At 47.5% G+C, this 16,803-nt stretch carries 14 protein-coding genes and 1 pseudogene; 8 read left to right on the top strand and 7 right to left on the bottom strand.

The annotated features are described in order from the left end of the window. Positions 1-142: 142 nt before the first annotated feature. Positions 143-1,066, bottom strand: coding sequence for an Abi family protein (locus ACN0R8_RS10245; RefSeq protein ID WP_417597060.1), 924 nt, complete (start codon positions 1,064-1,066; stop codon positions 143-145). A 155-nt stretch (positions 1,067-1,221) separates the two neighbouring features. Between ACN0R8_RS10245 and ACN0R8_RS10240 the strand changes: the two are divergent. Beyond that, a pseudogene (locus tag ACN0R8_RS10240) lies at positions 1,222-1,431 on the top strand (DUF4411 family protein). Positions 1,432-1,613: 182 nt separating this feature from the next. On the opposite strand, the gene ACN0R8_RS10235 reads toward ACN0R8_RS10240, so the two are convergent. After that, the gene (locus tag ACN0R8_RS10235) at positions 1,614-3,548 is read right to left on the bottom strand and encodes an FAD-dependent monooxygenase (protein ID WP_417597058.1); all 1,935 of its coding nucleotides are present in this window, start codon (positions 3,546-3,548) and stop codon (positions 1,614-1,616) included. 376 nt (positions 3,549-3,924) lie between these two features. Here ACN0R8_RS10235 and ACN0R8_RS10230 point away from each other — a divergent pair, with 376 nt between their 5' ends. Both ACN0R8_RS10230 and ACN0R8_RS10225 read left to right on the top strand, forming a co-directional pair. Next, entirely contained in the window at positions 3,925-4,908 is a 984-nt protein-coding gene (locus ACN0R8_RS10230) for a DUF1852 domain-containing protein (RefSeq protein WP_417597056.1), read from the top strand. A gap of 40 nt (positions 4,909-4,948) precedes the next feature. Further along, a complete protein-coding gene (locus ACN0R8_RS10225) occupies positions 4,949-5,983 on the top strand; it encodes a methionine synthase (RefSeq protein WP_417597054.1) in 1,035 nt (344 codons plus the stop codon). Positions 5,984-6,099: 116 nt separating this feature from the next. Here ACN0R8_RS10225 and ACN0R8_RS10220 read toward each other — a convergent pair whose 3' ends face one another. The 3 genes from ACN0R8_RS10220 to ACN0R8_RS10210 all read right to left on the bottom strand — a co-directional run bounded on the left by ACN0R8_RS10220 (position 6,100) and on the right by ACN0R8_RS10210 (position 9,331). Further along, positions 6,100-6,597: a M48 family metallopeptidase gene (locus tag ACN0R8_RS10220; protein WP_417597052.1), complete on the bottom strand. Its 498-nt coding sequence runs from the start codon at positions 6,595-6,597 to the stop codon at positions 6,100-6,102. Positions 6,598-6,641: 44 nt separating this feature from the next. Then, on the bottom strand, positions 6,642-7,280 hold the full coding sequence (locus tag ACN0R8_RS10215; protein WP_417597051.1) for a FecR family protein: 639 nt from the start codon (positions 7,278-7,280) through the stop codon (positions 6,642-6,644). Positions 7,281-7,396: 116 nt separating this feature from the next. Beyond that, positions 7,397-9,331, bottom strand: coding sequence for a methyl-accepting chemotaxis protein (locus ACN0R8_RS10210; protein ID WP_417597049.1), 1,935 nt, complete (start codon positions 9,329-9,331; stop codon positions 7,397-7,399). A 255-nt stretch (positions 9,332-9,586) separates the two neighbouring features. Between ACN0R8_RS10210 and ACN0R8_RS10205 the strand changes: the two genes are divergently transcribed. Beyond that, a complete protein-coding gene (locus ACN0R8_RS10205) occupies positions 9,587-10,783 on the top strand; it encodes a flagellin (RefSeq protein ID WP_417597047.1) in 1,197 nt (398 codons plus the stop codon). A gap of 22 nt (positions 10,784-10,805) precedes the next feature. On the opposite strand, the gene ACN0R8_RS10200 is transcribed toward ACN0R8_RS10205, so the two are convergent. Continuing rightward, a complete protein-coding gene (locus tag ACN0R8_RS10200) occupies positions 10,806-11,612 on the bottom strand; it encodes a MerR family transcriptional regulator (RefSeq protein WP_417597045.1) in 807 nt (268 codons plus the stop codon). A 150-nt stretch (positions 11,613-11,762) separates the two neighbouring features. Between ACN0R8_RS10200 and ACN0R8_RS10195 the strand changes: the two genes are divergently transcribed. Next, complete coding sequence (locus ACN0R8_RS10195) at positions 11,763-13,097, top strand: MATE family efflux transporter (RefSeq protein WP_417597043.1); 1,335 nt, start codon at positions 11,763-11,765, stop codon at positions 13,095-13,097. Between the two features lie 181 nt (positions 13,098-13,278). After that, positions 13,279-14,643 (top strand): YjiH family protein, encoded by a 1,365-nt coding sequence (locus ACN0R8_RS10190; RefSeq protein ID WP_417597041.1) that lies wholly within the window; start codon positions 13,279-13,281, stop codon positions 14,641-14,643. 59 nt (positions 14,644-14,702) lie between these two features. Here the strand turns inward: ACN0R8_RS10190 and ACN0R8_RS10185 are convergent, their stop codons facing one another. Next, complete coding sequence (locus ACN0R8_RS10185; protein ID WP_417597039.1) at positions 14,703-14,894, bottom strand: hypothetical protein; 192 nt, start codon at positions 14,892-14,894, stop codon at positions 14,703-14,705. A 270-nt stretch (positions 14,895-15,164) separates the two neighbouring features. Here ACN0R8_RS10185 and ACN0R8_RS10180 point away from each other — a divergent pair, with 270 nt between their 5' ends. Continuing rightward, positions 15,165-15,332, top strand: coding sequence for a hypothetical protein (locus ACN0R8_RS10180; RefSeq protein WP_417597037.1), 168 nt, complete (start codon positions 15,165-15,167; stop codon positions 15,330-15,332). A 526-nt stretch (positions 15,333-15,858) separates the two neighbouring features. Then, complete coding sequence (gene paaA, locus ACN0R8_RS10175; protein ID WP_417597035.1) at positions 15,859-16,800, top strand: 1,2-phenylacetyl-CoA epoxidase subunit PaaA; 942 nt, start codon at positions 15,859-15,861, stop codon at positions 16,798-16,800. The last annotated feature ends 3 nt before the right edge of the window (positions 16,801-16,803 follow it).

The raw sequence follows: 16,803 nt of genomic DNA, 5'->3' as shown, positions 1-16,803 counted from the left end.
TTCAAATAAGGAAGCTCTGATTAACTCCGTACTTTTTGGATAAAATCCTCTAAAGCCACTTGATATCAAGGGGTGGAGGATTCGAAAATTTACTTAATCAGAGGTTTCCTAACCATACGGACCACTATAAATTAATTATTCTTTACTCCCAAAGAGGATGCTCTCGCCATCCATCTGGAACCCCCATTGCCATACGATAAGCCGGAATACCCGATATTGATTCAATTAATACGGTAGCTTCATCAACCCAGTCTTGATCATTACCAATATGCCGTAGTAAGTGCCTAAACATCAACAACACATAGAAGACACGATCATTTCGGGGAGTAATCGGTGGAGACCATTCTGAAAGCTTTGCTTTATCAGGTCGAATAGCCAATTTTCGGTTCCACAGTCGGCTATGATGGGCACAAACATTTCGCACATAAGTAAACGTATGCAACCAGTCACCTAACCGTTTGTGGTGCAGACCAAAATGCTGAGCAACCGCTTTCTTGTCTTCAATGCCTGCTTTATGGTCATTTCTCAGACCTTTGTAGAAAAAAGACAAGGCACCAAAGCTCATGACTTCTATCAGCATCCATACAGGGATATGAGGGAAGCCATTATATTTGTCTTTATAGTGGCGGATGAACTCGTCTGATGATCGACGGGTTTCTTCTTCCAGCTTTGCCAACCACCTGGCATGATCAAATTTGGCGTGAAAGTTACCTGCATCAGTATGGCCAAAGGCTCCATACTTATGTCCCATGTGGTAGGCAAGCTGAGTACGAACTGCAACTTCGACCCTCTCTATGGCATCAAGAATCAGTGAACGAAGCTTTCTATCAAACTCATATAGCTCAATAGCCCAGTCGAACCGAGATCCATTAATGAAACGACTGCTAATCAACCCTTGAGTATCCCTTTCTCGAAATGGATACCAATAACCACTAAGACGGTAGTAGCTGATAGAAGATAACTGGCGCAACGCCTCATCTTCATTATCAATAACCAGTCCCCTGTGCTTCAGGTGATCCAGTTGCTCAGAAAATGTTAGCGCTGGCTTCTTATAATCCTCAACCATGAGTCGTTCAGCTCCAGACAGGCATAAAAAAACCGCCAAGGTTGCGCTTCTTCGATAGGCGTGGCGGTTATGTTGAGTTCATTCTAATTCTGCACAACGCAGGATGCAACTCACCAGATATGGGTAATGATGTAAAAAAACCATAATGCCCCCCTTTGCACAGTGGGCCAAAGGCCGACCCCTGGATTATTGCTAAAGCAAAAACCATTGATGCCACAGTTGTGACTCATGAAGCATTGCTTGTACCTCAAACCTGAAAAGTGAAAGTTCCAAATATCTGCAACCAATTCGGAGTTCCGTATATAGACACTTTCAGCCTTTTGAGGAAACTAAAAGCAAAGTTTGTTTTATCCAGTGGAGCCTGAATAGATAACACCGTTTTTCCATCAAGCTCTCTAACAGAGAGCCAAATCATTTCCCGGATATAGCCTTGCTTTAAACACCTGCCCCAGTCTTAATTTAAGCGCCCTGGTTTTACCCTTTCCCATAAAAAAGCCGGAAACAGACATATCCGTTTCCGACTTGCAGTTTTTTTCTTAACCCTGACTTAGTTTTGTTCAATCATAAAATGATCAAAGAACTTAGCCAGCTCATCATGGGCGGTCACCGGCAGGATGGTGGCGACATGCTGGTCAGGGCGAACCACAACCACACAACCTTTAGCTCGGTCTACACCACGCAGATCATAGATATCATTACCAATTCTGGACTGGAAAACCTTCTCGTAATCATGCAGGCCATACTTGCCCTTAGCGGGCCACAGGTATGAGTGCAGGTCATGCATGGACAGGTCCTGCTGCTGGAAGACTGCGTAGGTATCAATAACGGAATCAACATCTGCGCCTTTTGGGGTGTATTTCACCACCGGAGAGGCGGCATCATTGGCCAGAAAATCAATCAATTTATAAGCATCCGATGATGCCTCGGCGGGATTTTGCTCGCCGCCGAAGACAAACAGCCGCCAGCGGCCATCGGCTTTAACCAGATGCCCCAGGTGCTGAATACGGCCATCAGCTGTGCGCTGAGCCTCAGCAGAGTGGAAGCGCTGACCAATTTTAAAGCCCGGAGCCAGACTCTGATGCTCCTGCCCCGTACAGATATAGGATGGGAAATATTCAATTGCAGTACCTGATACAAAGCCGCTCTGTCGCTTCATAAAGGCTTCAATCTTGGCGGTATCAACCCGAGCCTGATCAGTGCTATCCCCTGCAGCAGGACGTGTTGCCACCAGTTTCGACAGTTCGCGATCAGCATCAATCAGCTGCTGAGCAACCTTACGGCGCTCTGTTTCATATGTGTGCAGCAGCTTAGGGTCGGACTTGCCTTGCAGAACAGAAGCCAGCTTCCAACCCAGATTAAAGGTATCCGGCAGAGAGGTATTCAGCCCCCAACCACCTTTCGGACTATGGGTATGACAGGCATCACCGGCGACAAAAGCCCGAGGGATCACATTCTCAGAGCTACCGGCAGGGCGGTTATCAAAGCGCTCAGCAATACGCTGGCCTACTTCGTAAATTGACCACCAGGCCACTTCTTTAACATCCAGTTTATAGGGATGGAAAATCTGCTGCGCTTTAGCCACAAGATCTTTTTCGGTCAGGTTTACATCTCTGGCACGTTTGTCTTTAGCCAGCTGATCCAGTTCAACATAAAAGCGGCACAGATAACCGCCCTCACGGGGAATGGTCATAACAGCACCATGATCTTTGGACTGAATAAAGCTCTTCACCCGAATATCAGGGAAATCAGTATTAAGCAGGATATCCATCACGCCCCATGCTTTGTTCGCAGAGTCGCCCTGCAGCTCAATCCCCATGCTTTTACGCACGCGACTGCGGCCACCATCACAACCCACCACATAGCGAGCTTTAACGGTTTCAACCTTGCCGTTACCCTCATCATCTGAGCGCTTAAAGGTCGCCGTAATCGGGTAAGCAGTCGGGTCCTGCGTCAGGTTGTCATCGATTTCAAGATCGACCAACTCACGGCTGTAGTGGGGTTCTAGATGGGTGATCGAATTTCTCATACCATCGATCAGTAATTCATGTAAACGTGCCTGATTGACAATACTATGGGTAAACTCTGACAACCCGCCACGGGCATCAGAGATTTTCTCTGTCCGCTTGATGTTTTGCGGGTTATCCGCATCAGGTTCCCAGAAGGTGTTCTGCTTCAGCTGGTAGGCCTCTTTCACGACCATCTCACCGCTATTGAACGCTTCCATAATTTCTATCGTGCGGCAGGAGATACCGTCAGCACGACCAAAAAGCAGCGGACCCGGGGCCATGTCAACAATACAGGTTTTAATATCATCGAACTCGGACATTTGCCGCGCCATGGTCAAACCTGCGGGGCCTGTACCAATGATCAGGACATCAACCTGAGTGGGCAGATCCAAAACAGGAGGGTTCGGATAAGGTTTCCGTGCCGCGTCAGGAATCTGATAGTTACCGGGCTTAAAGCCATTGAGGTGATATTGCACGATATGCTCCTTTTAGAGGCACTTGATCGGTATTATTATTTTAAAGTAGTTAACATGTTAATTTGATTTAAGTCAACCAGGTTAAGGTCTATGCCCTGGCGAAGCGCCAGCTATCGCGGATACAGCAGAAGAACAGCCAACCTATAAGTTTTTCTCATAGATTAATGAATTATTACCATTTTTTTTCATTAATAAATCTCAGTATAAATGCACCTGTTATCAACTTAATTCCACTTCGCCTCGGGCTCTCAGCAGCTGGAAGATGCGAAGCACAAACAAAAAAGCCTGACTGAAGGCGTCTGATAAGAGCATCGACCGCTCCGGACAAAACCCAATATTCAGATCATCTTTCAACGCATTCGGATACCAGACTGACATGAACAACGTATTCAAATTTGATATCAACAGAATTACTTTCGACGAGAATTATCATCCTTCGGAAGGCACACGTTTAACCACTAATTTTGCCAATTTAGCCCGAGGTGAAAGTCGCAAACAGAACCTGAGCAATGCCCTTGAGATGATTAATAATCGTTTTAATGCACTGGCTGATTGGGATAACCCGCAGGGCAATCGCTTCTCAGTGGAACTGGAGATTGTTTCTGTTGATATGGATATCAACCATCCGGAGTCCGGAGAAAAATTCCCGGCTATTGAGATTTTAAAAACCAGCATTGTGGATCATAAGACCAACAAACGTATTGAAGGCCTGGTGGGCAACAACTTCTCATCGTACGTGCGCGATTATGATTTCAGTGTTTTGCTTCTGGATCACAATAAGGGCCGAAGTGAATTTTCTGTTCCTGACAATTTCGGCAACCTGCACGGCAAGCTTTTCCAGAGTTTTATCCGCTCAGAAGCTTACAAGGCTCAATTCGAAAAGCCGCCGGTCATCTGCCTGAGCGTCTCCGATAGTAAAACCTACTATCGCACTGATAATCAGCATCCGGTGTTGGGCTTTGAATATGAACCCAACGAGCCCTCTTTAACCGAACAGTATTTTAAGAAAATGGGCATGGAGGTTCGCTACTTTATGCCGCCTAATAGTGTGGCTCCACTCGCTTTCTATTTTTTTGGCGACCTGCTGAATGATTACAGCAATCTTGAACTGATCGGCACCATCAGCACCATGGAAACATTCCAGAAGATCTATCGCCCTGAGATTTACAACGCCAATGCCGCAGCGGGCCAACATTACAAACCTAACCTGAAAAACAGCGATCATTCATTAACTCAGATCGTTTATGACCGTGAAGAACGGGGTCAACTGGCCGTTAAACAGGCCCGCTTCACTGAAGAGAGCTTTATCAAGCCCTACGGCGCCCTGCTTGATAAGTGGGCAAGTCAATACGTCCTGTAATGCCACAGAAAATAATATAATTAAGAGATAAACATCAGCTATGAAACAACTATTACCTACATCCACTGCGGGCAGCCTGCCTAAACCTTCCTGGCTTGCAGAGCCGGAAAAACTCTGGTCCCCCTGGAAGCTTCAGGGTGAAACACTAACCGAAGGTAAAGAAGATGCACTGCGTGTGGCCTTGCAAGAACAGCAGCAGGCCGGTATCGATATTGTCAGTGATGGTGAACAAACACGTCAGCACTTCGTCACAACTTTCATCGAGCACCTGAGTGGCGTCGATTTTGAAAACCGAAAAACAGTCAGAATCCGTGATCGCTACGATGCAAGCGTACCAACGGTTGTCGGCCCGGTGACGCGTCAGAAGCCCGTTTTTGTTGACGATGCAAAATTCCTTCGCCAACAGACCGATAAGCAGATCAAATGGGCTCTGCCCGGCCCGATGACCATGATCGATACCCTCTACGATGATCATTACAAGAGTCGGGAAAAGCTAGCCTGGGAGTTTGCCAAGATTCTGAATCAGGAAGCGAAAGAACTGGAAGCAGCAGGTGTGGATATTATCCAGTTTGATGAGCCGGCTTTTAACGTCTTCTTCGATGAAGTGAACGCATGGGGAATCGCCTGTCTGGAAAGAGCCATCGAAGGGCTGAAGTGCGAAACAGTGGTACACATCTGTTACGGCTACGGTATTAAAGCGAATACAGACTGGAAGAAAACACTAGGCTCTGAGTGGCGTCAGTACGAAGAGGTCTTCCCTAAGCTGCAACAATCCAGTATCGACATTATCTCTCTGGAGTGTCAAAACTCCCACGTTCCGATCGAGCTACTGGAACTGATTCGGGGCAAGAAAGTGATGGTGGGAGCCATTGACGTCGCCACCAACCGAATAGAAACAGCGGAAGAGGTTGCCGATACTTTGCGAAAAGCCCTGCAGTTCATTGATGCAGACAAGCTTTACCCCTGCACAAATTGCGGTATGGCACCTCTATCCAGAGAAGTCGCAAGAGGCAAACTCAAAGCACTGAGCGAAGGTGCTGAAATTATCCGCAAAGAGCTGGTAGCCAACAAATAGCCATCCACTCAACAGACCTGGGTTTAGCAAGCCCACCTTATAAACAAAGAGAGCCCACATCAGGGCTCTCTTTGTTTAGCTGCAATCCTATTTTTAACCAGATTAAACAGTCTGCCTTAATACAACGCTTTCTGCTCAGCTGCCTGCCAGGTCAGCATAAGCCTGAGATCCAGTTCCAGCTGAAAATAATCCGGCTCCATATGTTGGCAAAGCTGATAAAAACTCTTGTTATGCTCCCGCTCCTTCAAGTGTGCCAGCTCGTGTACCAAGATCATCCGTAGAAATTCTTCCGGGCAACGCTTAAAGCAGGGGTCGATACGAATCTCGTGACTGGCTTTTAACTTGCCACCATGGGCGCGGGTGATATGTGCGTTTAACCCCAAGGCATGATGAATGACACTTACCTTGGGGTCGAAGGTAATTCTCTTTAAAGGTGGAGATTTCTTCATGTAGCGCTGTTTAAGCTCCAGCCCATACCGATAGAGCTGGTCATTGTTGCTGTACTGGTGGCATTTAGGGTAGCGCTGTAAAAGATGCTTATGCAGAGACTTTTGTTCCAGCAGCTCTTTAACCCGCTGCTGGATACCTGCTGGGTAGCCTTTCAGATAGATCATAGACGGGGGTTAACCTCTGGCCGTTACCACCTGCTCATTTCAGACTATAACTGGGTTGATTCCATAGCCTGCCGGAGCTTCCGGTCCGGCCAGGGTTTTGCGGCAGGTGGTGCTATTCGTTCCTGCACCGTTACTCCGTGGCCTTTCCGAGTGATCTCTGTCATCCCCTGGCTATTACGGATGTAAACACCTTTACCTCTGAACATGGCAACATCCAGGTCGCCGTTAAAGATAAAGCCACCCCAGAAGTCTGTTCCCCGAATACCTATAGTTGCAACAGGAGTTTCAACCTCAAACCGCGGATCAGACTGTTGACCAATCGCTCCGGTAATCGCCCTGAACGCCCCCTTCACCAGCTTAAAACGGGCATCTGATGTTCCGGCAACCGGATCAAACTGATAACGTTTAATCTCAAACTCTGTTGTATTCGCCAGTAGAATCCTTGAATTATCTCTCATTCTAAGGCCAACACGGCCAGAAGGGGCCGTTATTACACGATCACCCTCCTGTAGAATAGTGTTCTGTGTTATCCGTTCCACCTTACCCGACCGGAACAACTGGGCATGCCCTTGAACCTGAGTGATATTACCAACCACAGATTGTGAGTCATCCTCCGCATAGACCATAGGGTCAAAACAGCAGAAAACCAGCAAAATTAAACTAAGGTACTTTAAGAGGCGCACATCAAACCCTCTGTTAGCAAAGTGACAACCTGCGATTAAACAGGCTCACTCTGTATGATTCTGATCGACCCCATGTTTAACTTTATTTAATCAGAAGGCAAGGGTGCAGGCTATCATTAGTCTGACGAATGATCGGACCGGTCTAGCTGGAACTGTCCCACCAAAGACTGAAGTTTTTCAGCCTGTCCCCGCAAGGCATTGCTTTCCTGGGCAAGATCTGATGCGGCTTGGGTATTCTGTTCAGAGCTGTCGCTGATTTGGACAATATGCGAGTTAATCTCCTTGGTAACACTGGACTGCTCTTCCGTCGCCGTCGCTACCTGAATATTGAGTTCAGAGATCTGTCGTATATCAACCTGAATCGCTTCCAGTGCCTGGCAAGCCTGTTCAGCGGCCTCGACACTCTGTCGCGTATATTGTCCGGACTGCTCAACTTTATCTACAGCACTTTTAGCTTCATGCTGCAGCTCATCGATCATAATCTGGATCTCATCTGTCGAGTCACTGGTTCGCCGAGCTAAGTTACGTACCTCATCAGCAACAACCGCAAACCCCCTACCCTGCTCACCTGCCCGAGCAGCTTCAATAGCAGCATTCAGAGCCAGAAGGTTTGTCTGCTCTGAAATACCCCGTATCACTTCCAGGACGGTACCAATGCTGTCGCTCTTTTCCGCCAGGCGAGCAATAACCTGAGCCACACCTTCCATCTCCCCTTCCATAGAAGAGCTTTGTTGCTGAGCCTGACTAACAACATGGCGTGCAAGATCTGTATGCTCCACTGCTTTCTCAGTTGCACCTGCTGCTGCTGCTGCATTTTGAGCAATTTCAGCCGTAGCAGCACCCATTTCATGAATCGCCGAAGCAACCCAAGTAGTCTTATCCTGTTGGGATTGACTGGCATTCCGGGTCTGTTCAGAGTTAGCAGAGACTTCCGCTGAGGTCTGCCTCACACCCTGGGCCGTAACGGAGACCTCACTTAAAACGTTATGAATATTACCAATAAAGGCATTAAAGCCCCTGCCCACACGGGAGATTTCTGAATCACCTTTATCATCCAACCTCTGACAAAGATCACCACCACTATCGCCCATCTTCTGAAAAAGTGCCGCCAGATCATTGAGCGGCCGGGAAAGAGAGCGGGCCAACCAGATACCAACAACACCAAAAACTATGACGATAATCAGGATCGTCGCCATCGCCTTATATTCAGCGCGGTCAAGCTGAGCATAAAGCTCCGACTCAGGAACCTGTGCAATGACGTACCACTTCAGGCTGGGGATATAACTTGCAGCAACCAAATGATCACCAGAGCGGATAAAAGCAAAGTCCTGCTGCTGCAGCAATGACTGAACATTGGCCTGAGGATACATTTCCGAAAGCCGGCGCGTGTTATTGTAAGACGCATCAAAGTGGACCTGTACAACACCATCTCCATCTGCCAGATAGACAAAGCCGGTATTCTCTAAACGAAACTCCTTTAAATAGGCTGCTAACTCATCAAAAGAACGGGATGCCCCAGAAGAGCCGCGCCCATTCACCTGTTGATAGTTAACAAAGACATCTATATTGCCTTCTGGATAGGTATAAGTACTGGCGGATTCCGCCTGACCACTGTCTCTGAAACGGAAAAACCAGCCATCGAGCTGCCCTTCTTGCAAAACCCGCAAAAAGCCATCCTGATTCCAGTAACGGGCCGTATCACGATCAACAAAAGAAGCGTTACTGAGATTATTATTTTCAGCTATATCCTTCAAATACTGAATAAGCTGCTGCTCTCCCTCCGCATCAGCTCCTTTCTCAAGCCAGCTAAGCACAAAGGCATTCTCTGCAATACTACGAGTCAGTACCTGCATGCTGGTAATTTCTTTATCGATCGCATTACGGATTCGCTTTACCACGTTAGGCAGTTCAGAGGACTCAAGGCGATCAACCAGCACTTTTCGTGCCTCGGCATGCCCAATCCAGCCAGTGATACAGGCTGAGGCCAGAACAGCAATGATCAGAGTCATCAGCAGACGATTCTGGATTGACAATTGACGGAAGGTCTTCATGGTCGCAGCATCTCAAAATTAAACTAAAGGCTAATGGATAAGTTATTCTAGACTTTTTACTCGAATTACCAAAGAAAAAACTCAGTGAGTTACACACTAAACTCGGTGTGTTACAGATCCAAAAAACAGTTATCTTTCTTTACAAAAATATTTAAGTTTATTCAAAACAAGCCGATATGACGCCTGTTACAACTCAGTACGAATGGAACTCGAACTTTCTACTTTACGGATTAATTTCTTCCAAAGGATGTCGACATGGCCCTGTTTGTAAACACTAACATCGCTGCTTTAAGTGGCCAGAAGCACCTGTCTAACGTTGTTTCGCGCATAAACAGCTCTTATGAAAAGTTATCTTCCGGCAGTCGTATCAATAGCGCCAAAGATGATGCGGCAGGTCTGCAGATATCCAATCGCCTGGAAACTCAAATTACAGGCCTGAATCAGGCAACCCGAAATGCCAATGATGCGATATCTATTGCACAGATTGCAGAAGGTGCCATGGGAGAGATTACTAATAATTTTCAAAGGGTCCGTCAGCTGGCTGTCCAGGGAGGTAACCGTACGCTCTCTTCGGATGACCGTAGTTCCCTCGGCCAGGAGTTTGGACAACTGCTCACCACGAATGATGACATCGCTGAGCGTACGTCCTTTGGTAAGATCAAGCTGCTGAATAATGACTCCCCTACTTCAGGCTTTCAGATTCAGACAGGCGCAAATGCAGGTGAACAGAGTGAAATCACGACAGGCAACGCAACCCTCTCTGCACTTTTCGGAAAAGTGCTTGAAAATGAGGGTGTTGGCGATCAGGTTTTTTCTGCTATGTCCAATACCAACCTTGATGACTACGGAACCTTAGGTAAAGTGGTTGCCGCTTATATCGGCACCGGTAATGCCTCGACTGTGGACAACGCAGTGCTGGAGCTTTTCGGGGCTAATGCTGGTGTTAGTGCCGTTAAAAATCTGGGTGAGAAGGCCGCAGGAACGGTTCAGTTCAATGTTGGAAATTTCACAAAAATTTTAACAACAGAATTACCGGACAACTCTGTCGGAGCCGCCATTCTGGATAATGCAGACCTGGATTGGGCAACGCTACTTCCATCAGGCACACTAAACGAGGCCAGCATTGTTGCACGGGGCTTTACCGGTGATGAGATCAAGAGCCTGCATGGGTTTGCCACAGATACTCTGCTTGATTCCATGTCGGGCATGATCACACAGATTGGTCGTCAGCGCTCTAAATTAGGGGCAGAACAGAATGGCATCACCTCTCTGATCCGAAGTAACAATACAATGGCCATGAATGTCGCAGCCTCCAGATCCCAGATAACAGACACTGACTTTGCTTACGAGACAGCTGAGCTCACCCGCAATCAGATTATTCAGCAAGCATCATCGACTATTCTCTCTCAGACAAACCAGTTACCGCAGATCGCACTGTCACTCCTGCGTTAACAACCCTCAGGTACCGTAGCGCCTACCTTGGACGATACGGTATCTGTATTTCTGTCAGATACTCCTCCTGGCGATCTGTTTCGTGAATATCCAGTCTGTAGATCTCTATCGCAGGACCTACCGCAACCAACTGCTTTTCATCCATATAGGCCTGCAGCCGCTGATACTCCTGCGTAATAGTTTCCGGGCTTTCCCCTTGATAATAAAGGCAGAGATAATCCCCTTCGGCCAAACACGCCTCCCCTTGCTCATCAAAAATAAAAACCTGTTTGTATGTATGGTAATCCCCTTGCTCGAAAGCATTCTGCCCCAAAAAAACACCCGCTTTACCCCAGGCAAAATAGGTGATTTTCTGATCAGCCATCTGACTCTCCAGCTCTTTGTGGATTCTGTCCACCTCCCAAAAGCTACTGGTTTCAGCCGATGAAATCCGCACCCGGCGCTCCGGCATCACCTGATGACGAACCCCTCCGCTAACATCTATCCTACGGGTCTGCTGCAGGTAAGCTCGTCGCTCAGTAAGCTCGGCTTCAAGCTGTTCCAACTCACGTTTTTTCTCCGCGATCGTAGCTAATTGCAAATCCAGTAAATCTGCACTGCTGTCCAATGTACGATCCTGTATAAAGCGAGCGATATCGCTTAAGCCTATATCCAACTTACGCAGAGTTCGGATCAGGTTCAGCCGCCAGATCTGGCGACTGTCATAGTAACGATAGCCACTTTCCGTCACTTTCGATGGCAGCAGCAGCCCCTGTTTTTCATAGTGTCTCAGGGTTTCTACACTTATACCGTAAAGCTTGCTGACCTGACCGATGCGATACAGCTTCATCTTTGCCTCTTGTAAATCATTTTCTTAATCTCTGTCTTATTTCTCTTACCTGCCGCCCCATGCTCTACCCGATATACTCGGAGAGTCATTGACTCTGTAATAGCTTGAGACTTTAAACTGTTAATACCACCCAAAACAAGAGTAAGCATTGTGTTAACAGCGGAAACAACATCTGCCGATCAGGTGGGGAAAACCCTGCTTCGGTTCGCCCTACCCTCCATTGCATCCGTCTGGGTATTTAGCCTGTACGGTATTATTGATGGGATTTTTGTCGGCCAGGGTGTCGGCGCAGAGGCTTTGGCAGCCGTTAATTTAAGTCTGCCCTTTGTAGGAATTCTATTTGCTGTTTCTATTATTATCAGCATCGGAGCGGCCACCGCAGCGGGAGTCCAACGAGGGGCCGGTCAATTCGGAGCCGCAAACCGTATTTTTGCATCTGCTGTTTACAGTCTACTGGCCTTCGGCCTGCTTGCCTGCTCACTCAGCTTTATCTTTTTGGATCAGATCGCCTGGTTACTGGGCGCCCGGGGTGAAATGGTTGACCGTGTCAGCGAATACCTGTCGGTACTCCTGTTTTTTAACACCGCCTACTTAGTCTCTTATGCCCTGGAAGTATTCTGCAAGGTAGACGGCTTTCCCGGCCGCGAGCTGTTTGCCATCTGCCTTGCTGCATTAACCAACATCCTGCTGGATTACCTGTTTATTATTGAGCTGGAGATGGGACTAACCGGGGCGGCACTGGCAACCGGCATCGCTCAGTCAACAAGCCTGCTTGTTCTGTTGCTGCATTTTATGGGCCTGCTAGGTAACCGTGGTAGTTTAAGATTGGTTGCCGTACTCCCTCGTGGGTCACAGCTGCTCCGCTTTATCCGCACAGGACTACCGGACGGTATTACTGAAATGTCCATGGGACTGATTTTACTGGCCTTTAACAATGCCATTGCACTGTATTTAGGAATCCCCGCACTGGCTGCTTTTAGCGTTATCGGCTATATCAGCATCATGATGCTGCAAACCTTTTTAGGTTTAACTCAGGGCATGCAGCCCTTAGTCAGTTTTTTAAATGGCCAGGGCGAAACTCAACTATTGCGCCGGGTATTGCATTTAACCTTAGGCGCAGCGCTCATTTTAGGAATAAGCGCCTATAGCCTGATCTACTGTTTTGGTGACTCAGTGGCAGGTTTTTTTCTGGATGATACAGATCTCATCCACCTGTCACATCAGCTCATGATGCTCTTTTGCCTTGGATTTATTGTCATGGGGCTCAATGTTGTCAGCGCAGGCTACTTCACCGCACTGGAAAAACCTCTGCTGGCAGGCAGCATCTCTCTGTCCCGTGGTGGAGCGCTGGTAGCCATTCTGCTGCTTATTATTCCGCTGATCTGGAGTGTGGACGGTATCTGGTTGATCCCTCTGATTAGCGAAACGCTAGTATTGATACTAAGTATTGCACTACTAAAACACTCTCAGCCAATAGACGTCTAAAAAAACACCTAAAAACTACTCGTTTTTAGTCTTTTTTTTCAGAAAAGCGACCTGATTTAGCAATTTTTGTTTATATAACGCCCCTATAAATTGATATTGCCTAGGCCAAGGATAATATACTCCTCCACCTTAAAATAATGCGGACTAATTCCGATAACAATAACGATTGAGGGTAATGCGTATGTCGAATGACGCCTTAGCAGCGGACGCGACGAAGAGAAAAAGCAGCATCTGGAAATTTATCATCCCATCTCTGCTGGGTCTGCTGCTCTTTATGACACCGGTAGCCTACGACGGTAGCGTTACAATCCCGGTGGCCGTACTGGCAGGCATCTTCAAGAGCTTGCTAGGTGATAAGGCCCCGTTAATCGTCACGGGACTGATCTGTGTTGCTGCAACCCTGTCTGTAGTAACAACATTTTTCAGGCCGCTGCATGATAATAAGCTGATAAAAACCTTGTTTCTGACCAGTTATCCCTGGCTGGTAATGCGTGTACTGGGTGCTGTTTTTGCAGTTATGACCATCAGTGAGGTAGGCCCCGGCATGATCTGGCATGAGTACACAGGTGCTCTGGTTCTGAAGGATCTGATGCCAACCCTGCTGGCTGTATTTCTCTTTGCAGGATTGTTGCTTCCGCTGCTGCTGGATTTTGGTCTGCTTGAACTAACCGGAAGCCTGATGAGCAAGATAATGCGTCCGTTATTTAACCTACCCGGCCGCTCTGCAATTGACTGTACAACCTCATGGTTAGGCGATGGCACTGTAGGCGTCATGCTGACTAGTCAGCAATATGAACAAAAAATGTACACCAAACGGGAAGCTGCGGTTATTGCCACAACTTTCTCAGCAGTATCCATCAGTTTCGCGCTGGTCGTTATTGCACAGGTAAAACTGGAACACCTGTTTATTCCATTTTATCTGGCCGTTTCTCTGGCCGGGTTTGTTGCTGCATTAATTATCCCAAGACTCCCACCGCTGCGCTGGAAGGCAAACCAATACGATGATGGCACAGAGGCTGAAAACTGCGAGCTTGCAAAGAAACCTCTTTCTGAACTCTTTACCCTCGGTATAAGACAAGCCATTGCACGGGCAGAAAAAAGTAAAGGCTTTAAGGCTGTTCTGGCGGATGGCAGTAAAAATGCAGCGGAGATGGTGTTCTGCGTGCTGCCAGTCGTTATGGCGATAGGCACGATTGCACTGATGATTGCCGAAAATACATCTTTCTTCAGTATCCTGGGTGCCCCTTATGTTCCCTTACTGGAGTTGCTGCATATCCCTGAAGCAACGAAAGCATCAGAAACCCTGGTTGTTGGTTTTGCTGATATGTTTATCCCATCCATCATGGCGGCATCCATTGAAAGCGAGATGACCCGATTTGTGATTGCTGCGGTGTCCATCACCCAGCTGATCTACCTGTCAGAGGTCGGAGCCTTAATTTTGGGCAGCAAGATTCCGGTTAATATTTTTGAGCTATTTATCATCTTTATTTTGCGTACCCTTATCACGTTACCTGTGATTGCCGGCGTTGCGCACCTGGTATTCTGACCCGATAACTCAGCCCCTTGACCACAGCGACTTTGTATCGCTGGAGGTTAAGGGGCTCTTCAGAAGCAATGCTTCATAAGTTCACACTCAACGTGTTCGGCTTTACCTGAAAAAAGCTGCTGAGTCATTGCTGCGCAGGGCGCCCCCTGTGCAAGGCAAACGCGACAGGGTATTCCTGCATCCGCATCCTGCATCTGCTTTTTCTTACGGCAAACAACCTCTGTTTGAACCACAGGCTTTTTCTGCTTCATCGTAGCCGCTCTCATAAATAGACAAAGACTACAATGTTGAAGCCAGCCTCACCAGCAGTGAAATGGAACAATTCCTGACATGATGAAACACTACCAACATAGAGCCGTTTAATTATCTCATCCTAAATACAGTGGCAAGACTAACCCCATTTCATTCACTTACATTTATCAGGGAAAAGCCTACAGACCAGATTCATATCCACCTCTAGAATGCCCATAATTTTTGACGGATACACCGCTCAAACATCATGGACTAAAAGAGATCACACCATGCCCCACAGCACCACGAGCAAACGCCTGCAGAGAACCTCTCTTCTTTGTGATGAACTCGCACTGACGATGGCCGAAATTCAGTCTCGCCTTGAAGATCGTCGCAGCCGGATGAGAGACAATATGGCGCGCATGGCAAAAGGTCTAAAAATCCAGGGGCGTTTTTAGCCTGCCAAACTCCGGTGTGCTGATCAGTACACCGGAGTCCGCCCTTCTTTAAAGCTCAATATTCTGCAAGATCTGCACCACCGCCTGCCCACTCCTGAAAGAAAAACCAAAGCCTTCCCTTTAAAAGCATAAGGCTCTCCTCCTCCGAACAGAGCCACAATCATAAAAAAACCTCCGAAAGTAAACTGCGGGAAAATGCTGCATGAGACGACACTCAGTCTCTCAATTGCGCTTAAAAAACAGGCAAAACATAAAGCGATACACTTTGATGTTTTGCATTTTAAAAAACGTGTCATATAATAAAGCCTCTGAGATAAGACTTGGGTAATGCAGCCTTACTGCTTTGCCTATTATTCAAACAGGCACGCATCCTGTCGTATAGAAGGGGTGCGTTCTGATTTGCTGCAACCTGCCTGCACCAAAGACATGACTCGTTGAAACTTTAAGTTGATACAGAAATCGTCTACCACTGAATAAAATCAGTTACATGGCTTGGCAGATAATAAAAAGATCGGAGAGCATAGATATGACGCCCGAAGAACAAAATTTCATGCGTAAGATCGAAGCAGAAGAAAAGATCGAGCCAAAAGACTGGATGCCTGCGCAATACCGGAAAAACCTGATTCGTCAGATTTCGCAGCATGCACACTCTGAAGTGATCGGCATGCAGCCGGAAGGTAATTACATTACCCGTGCACCATCATTGCGCCGCAAAGCTGTACTGATATCTAAAGTACAGGATGAAGCAGGTCATGGCCTGTACCTGTACAGTGCAGCAGAAACATTGGGCATATCACGCTCAGAGATGATCGAACAGCTGCAGAGCGGTAAAGCCAAATACTCTTCCATCTTCAACTATCCGGTACTGACCTGGGCAGATGTCGCTGCGATTGGCTGGCTGGTGGATGGTGCAGCGATTGTCAATCAGGTATCCCTGCAGCGTACCTCCTATGGTCCTTATTCCCGCGGCATGATCCGTATCTGTAAAGAAGAGTCCTTCCACCAGCGCCAGGGTTATGAAGCAATGCTATCTATGGCTAAAGGCTCTCCAGAGCAGAAAGCGATGGCCCAGGATGCTCTGAATCGCTTCTACTGGCCAGCTCTGATGATGTTTGGCCCCCATGACTCTGATTCCGCTCATTCCCAAAAATCAATGGAGTGGAAAATCAAGCGTGAAACCAACGATGACCTGCGCCAGAAGTTTGTAGACCAGACGGTTAAACAGATCGAAGTACTAGGCCTTGAGCACCCGGATCAGGCGATCAAGTGGAACGAGGAGCGTGGTCACTACGACAGCTCTGATCTCAACTGGGATGAGTTCTGGAGCGTGATCAACGGTAATGGTCACTGTAACCGCCAGCGCGTTGAACACCACGTTGCCGCTCACGACGAAGGTGAGTGGGTACGTGATGCCATCACTGCATACAACGAAAAGAAAAGAGCTAAAAAAGCTCAGCACGCAGCGTAAAGG

The organism is Oceanospirillum sp. (genome assembly GCF_048265165.1).
Lineage (GTDB): Bacteria > Pseudomonadota > Gammaproteobacteria > Pseudomonadales > Halomonadaceae > Oceanospirillum.
Note: the sequence above shows the minus strand (reverse complement) of the source record. Positions and strands in the feature narration are given on the sequence as shown.